General features: G+C 69.5%; 2 protein-coding genes and 1 pseudogene. 2 read left to right on the top strand and 1 reads right to left on the bottom strand.

All coding sequences use genetic code 11. From position 1 onward, the window contains the following. Positions 1-63: 63 nt before the first annotated feature. A pseudogene (locus ACWEN3_RS42480) lies at positions 64-1,254 on the top strand (RNA-guided endonuclease InsQ/TnpB family protein); the annotation flags it as partial. 447 nt (positions 1,255-1,701) lie between these two features. Here ACWEN3_RS42480 and ACWEN3_RS42475 read toward each other — a convergent pair. Continuing rightward, a complete protein-coding gene (locus ACWEN3_RS42475; protein ID WP_452982897.1) occupies positions 1,702-2,556 on the bottom strand; it encodes a DUF2127 domain-containing protein in 855 nt (284 codons plus the stop codon). 461 nt (positions 2,557-3,017) lie between these two features. On the opposite strand from ACWEN3_RS42475, the gene ACWEN3_RS42470 reads away from it, so the two are divergent. Continuing rightward, on the top strand, positions 3,018-3,722 hold the full coding sequence (locus ACWEN3_RS42470; protein WP_452982894.1) for a YihY/virulence factor BrkB family protein: 705 nt from the start codon (positions 3,018-3,020) through the stop codon (positions 3,720-3,722). Positions 3,723-4,242: the final 520 nt, after the last annotated feature.

Genomic DNA, 4,242 nt, shown 5'->3' with positions numbered 1-4,242 from the left:
GCGTCAACGTTCTGTGGGCCCTGATCCGTGACCGACGGTGCTACCAAGTGACACCGCCCGTCACTGCGCCAGCTTGACTTCGACATTGGGAAGCCCACTGCGGGCCAGGCGGGTGCGCTTGCCGAGATGCTGCGTGATCACTGCACCCTGTACAACGCCGCGTTGCAGGAACGCCGCGACGCCTGGCGGCACGCCTCGAAGACGACCATCCGATACGGGCAGCAGTCCGCCCAGCTCAAGGACATCCGCGCCTTCGATCCGCAGGGCCAGGGACGCTGGTCGTTGTCCTCTCAGCAGGCGACGTTGCGCCGTCTGGACAGGGCGTTCGCCGCGTTCTCCAGGCGCGTCAAGGCCGGGGAGAAGCCGGGGTATCCGCGTTTCAGGTCGGGCCGGCGGTTCGACACGGTGGAGTTCCCGAAGGACGGCGACGGCTGCCGCTGGGATGCCACCCCGCACGACCCCGTCACCCGTGTGCGCCTCCAGGGCGTCGGGCACGTCAGGGTGCACCGGCACCGGCCCGTGATCGGCAGGGTCAAGACGATCTCGGTCAAGCGCGAGGGCAGGCGCTGGTATGTCATCCTGACCGCCGAGCAAGCCCAGCCCGAACCACTTCCGACAACCGGCTCCGTGGTCGGCGTCGACATGGGCGTAGCCAACTTTCTCGCCGACTCGGGCGGCGGGTTGGTACCCAACCCCTGCCACGGGGCCAAAGCCGCTGCGAAGCTCGAAGCCGCACAGCAGGCGCTCAGCCGATGCGAGCGCGGCAGCAAGCGGCGCCGCAAAGCCGTGGAGACCGTCGCCCGGCTGCACCGCAAGGTCCGCCGTCGGCGCCTGGACCACGCCCACAAGACCGCGCTCGCCTTGGTGCGGGAGTACGACTTCATCGCGCACGAAGACCTCAAGATCCGAAACATGGTCAAGGCCCCCGCACCCAAGCCCGACCCCGACCAGCCGGGCAGCTTCCTGCCCAACGGAGCGGCGGCGAAGGCCAGGCTCAACCACTCGATCTCGGACGCCGGATGGGGGCTGTTCCTGACGATCCCGCACGCCAAGGCTGAGAGCGCCGGACGGGAAGTGATCGCCGTGAATCCCCGCAACACCTCCCGAACCTGCCCCGAATGCGGGCACGTCTCAGCGGAGAACCGGCCCACCCAGGAGACGCTCCACTGTCAGTCCTGCGGCCACGAGGCGCACGCTGACACGGTGGGGGCCGTCAACGTTCTACGGGCCGGGCTGGTCCGTCGCGAAGCCCAACCGGCACAGCGAGAAGCCCCCACTTTAAGGGGGGAGGAGTCACGCTCCATGCCGAACGCGGTCGCCCCCCTGACGCCTTCGAATGGGATCCCGTTCGACCACCGTGACAGAGGCCAGGCCAGACGGATCGGGTATGGCAGAACGGAGCTTGAGCGCCGGCCAGGCCGTCCGACTCCGGGTGCGCAGCCCAACTGCACCGCCAGACCTGACCGCTGCCCGCACCCGCGTTCCGGCAAGAGCGTCGCGGCCCGGTCGCGGGGCACCGCAATCTCCACCGGGCCGAGGAGGACGGTCGCCCGGAGGGTTCCAACTCCTCGACGACTTCGCTGCCGTGCGCGAGAGTCAGGACAGCAGGCCGAGTGAGGTCGGAGTCCGGCAGTGAAGAGCGCGTTTTCGCGTGACAGGCACAAGCCTCCACCGGCACCTGCTGACGTCTCACGGGGGACGTCACCGTGACGGTCCCGGCAGGATGCGTTCCAGGGCCTCCCATGTGATGTCGCGGGCCTTTTCCGCTGCTTCGGCCTTTCCGCCGCCGCGCAGGCCGAAGAGGCGTTTGGCGACGAGGAGGTAGACGCTGATCGCCACGTTGATGACCAGGGTCAGGACCTTGGTCGCGGTGATGCGACCTTCGGCCAGCTCATAGATCTCCGGGGCGAGCAGTACCGTGGTGGCCACGAAGGTCAGGTATTCCGCCCAGCGCTTGGTCAGCCACAGCCCGACCGCCTCGACGGCTTCGAGCGCCGCGTAGGCCGCGAGGATGAGCCCGATGGCCCACAAGGTCGTCGAACGCGCGGCGAAGGCCTTGCTCAGCTCACCCAGCAGGCCCTGCCCGGATCTGCCGGTGGGTCCGCCGATGCCGTTCTGGAGTACGTCCATCGTCCGGTAGAAAGGCCCCCTGAGGCGGTGGCGCTCGTGCGTGAAGCCGAGTACGGCGACCGAGAGGACGCCGAGCACCAGGAAGTGCAGCAAGCGGTCGAGCGCGATCAGCCGGAGCACGTAGCGGTCACGCAGCGGTTTGCCGCGCAGCGGAATCACGATCTCCTCGCGTTCGGGCGGGAACTCCCGCTCCGGGTGCGCGGCCGGCCGCACCGGGAGCCAGGCGTCACAGCGCAGGCAGCGGTGCCAGCGAAGTCCGTCCCCGAAGTCTCTGACCAGTACCGCGTCCGTGCCACGCACCTGGGCCGCGTCCGTGCCCTCCAAGCGGTGGCCGTGCCGTGCGCAGCCCAGGAGTTCGTACCAGAACAACCGGTGCCGCTTGGGGCCGATGCCAGGAGGCGGGTCCATGCAGATGTCTTCGGTCATGGTCCGTATCGTCCTGCCACAACGGTGTCCACGCAGCAAACCTGCCCGTTACTCACCCGGTGTCGTCCACGGCCCGCCTGCGGCGGGGGCGGCGACACCGTGTCCGACGCGACCCTCCCGTGACGGCATCGACGTCTTCGCCACGTCACCCGAACGGACGGCACATCACTGAACACGGGGCGGGTAGACGGGCCCGGCGCACACCACCCACGCGTCTGGAAGGACGGGGTCGATGAGTATGTCGGACAAGATCACCGTCCCTGGAGCGCCCGGACGCCCGTGCGGGACGGCGGCGTGCGAGAGCGGCGGCAGGAGGGGTCGGTGGCGGGCCGCTCTACGCCGGACACCTGTGGCCATCTGGAACGACGACGTGACGGACTGGGCCGCCGCTCCGACCTACTACGCGGTCCTCGCACTGTTCCCCGTCCTTCTCGTAACTGCTGTCGGTGCTGGGGCTCACCATGCCCACGGCGAAACCCGAAGTGATCGACCGGCTCACGGGGGTGGTCCCCGCCGAATCCCGCGTTCTGCTGCGTGATGCCCTGCTGGAGATGGCCCGCCAGTCGACCGCGGCCTGGATGCTGCTCTTCTTCGGTTCGGCGGGGGCACTGTGGCCGGGTTCCGGCTACCGGAGCGTCTTGCGTCGGGCCCTGCACGCCATGCACCACGTCAGTGCGCACCGGCCGGTGTGGCGGACTGCTCCACACACCGTGATCACGGTGCTGGTACCGCTCGCCTCCCTCCTGACCACGACGCTCGCTCTGCTGGTGAGCGGCAGTCTGGTGCGCCGCCTGGGCCGGGCACTGAACATGGGCACCGTTCCGCAGGCCGGGTGGGAGACCCTGCGCTTGCCCGTTCCGGCAGTGGTGGCCGTCGCCCTGATCCCGGTGCTCTACCGTGCGGGCTCCGCGCCGTCGCGTCCGCTGCGGAGGAAGGCTCCGGGCGGCGGCCTCGCGATCGTGCTGGTGCTGTCGGCCTCCTTCGGTTTTACCGTCTACGCCTCGCACGCGAGCACGTACCACCGCCTGTACGGCTCCCTGGCAGGGGCGGTGGTCTTCATCGTCTGGCTGTGGCTGGCGAACCCGGCCCTCCTCACGGGCGCTCAGTTCAACGCCGAACTGGCTAGGCGAGCCGACGGCGCCCACCCGCGGGAACGTCCCGAATGATCGACTGGCGGCAGGGACGGGGCCGCCTTCCCGCACAGCGCGGTGTCGGGCCGCTCCGGCGGAAGCCGCGGGGCCGGGCATTCCTGTGTCTGGTCATCGGCGGGCCAAGAACGCCCTAAATCAGCAGTGGCGGCTCCGGATATCGGACCGAAGCGGCGGGTGTCGGTCACACACGCCTGCACGAAGCGTGGTGCCGGACCCCGGGGAGCATCCACCGTGCGTGGCACCGCGCGGGACACGGTCGGCGTGACCAGCAGTCATGCGAGCGGGCAGCCGCGCCGGACGCCGCGGTGCCGTACCGGGCGGGCGGCTCGAAGCCTTCCTTGTTGGGGACGAAGCGCGTTGTCATACTCGTCGGCGTTTGGCATGGGCACGCCTTTCTGGGGGCGCCCGTGCCGTGCTTCCCTCCTGCCCCGGCCCTCCGAGCGGACGGGGCAACCCCCACTGAAGGTTAGCCACGCGTTCCACTCACCGCTGATGGACCCGATGTTGGAGGAGTTCGGGCAGGCCGTCAGTGGTC

The organism is Streptomyces sp. NPDC004561, from assembly GCF_053602155.1.
Note: the sequence above shows the minus strand (reverse complement) of the source record. Positions and strands in the feature narration are given on the sequence as shown.